This is a genomic window from Pseudomonas sp. EGD-AK9, from assembly GCF_000465935.2.
Taxonomy (GTDB): domain Bacteria; phylum Pseudomonadota; class Gammaproteobacteria; order Pseudomonadales; family Pseudomonadaceae; genus Aquipseudomonas.
Genome location: NZ_AVOF01000961.1, coordinates 1 through 549, shown reverse-complemented (window position 1 = coordinate 549; position 549 = coordinate 1). Strand labels below are relative to the sequence as shown.

Annotated in this window: 1 protein-coding gene and 1 pseudogene; both read left to right on the top strand. The window is 73.4% G+C overall.

Translation table 11 applies throughout. The features are described from left to right. Nucleotides 1-235: pseudogene (locus N878_RS25905) on the top strand (YbaY family lipoprotein); the annotation flags it as partial. Continuing rightward, the coding region (locus N878_RS25900) for a 50S ribosomal protein L11 methyltransferase (protein ID WP_021446374.1) at nt 232-549 on the top strand (318 nt) is incomplete at its 3' end. The pseudogene N878_RS25905 and the gene N878_RS25900, both read left to right, overlap by 4 nt.

Below are 549 nucleotides of genomic sequence, written 5' to 3'. Positions count from 1 at the left end.
CGACGCGCGCGGGCGCCCCGCTACCCTGCTCGGCCACCTGCTGCTGCGCGGCGACGGCAACCCACTGCCCTTCGCCCTGCACTTCGAGCCGGCCAGTTTTCCCGGCGACCAGCGCGTCGAGCTGCGCGGCCGCGTCACCCAGTCCGGACGCCTGGTGCAGCGCCTGCCAGCGCAAACCATCGCCGCCCCGCAGAGCCGCGACCTCGGTCCGCTGCGCCTGGTGCCGGCGCCATGAGCGCCCCGGCATCCCTGCAAGGCGCGCTAAGCGAACTGCTCGGCGATGCCCGCCTGGTGGCCGAAACGCTGCCCGGCAGCGACATCGCCCTGTGGCTGATCGACGCCGGCAATATGGACCGCGCCTTCAGTCCCGAGGAAACCCGGCGCATCCTAGAAGAACCGCCCTACTGGTGCTTCTGCTGGGCCAGCGGCCTGGTGCTGGCGCGCTGGCTGGCCGAGCGCCCCGAGTGGGTGCGCGGCAAGCGCGTGCTGGATTTCGGCGCAGGCAGTGGCGTAGCCGCCATCGCCGCAGCCAAGGCCGGCGCCGCCGAG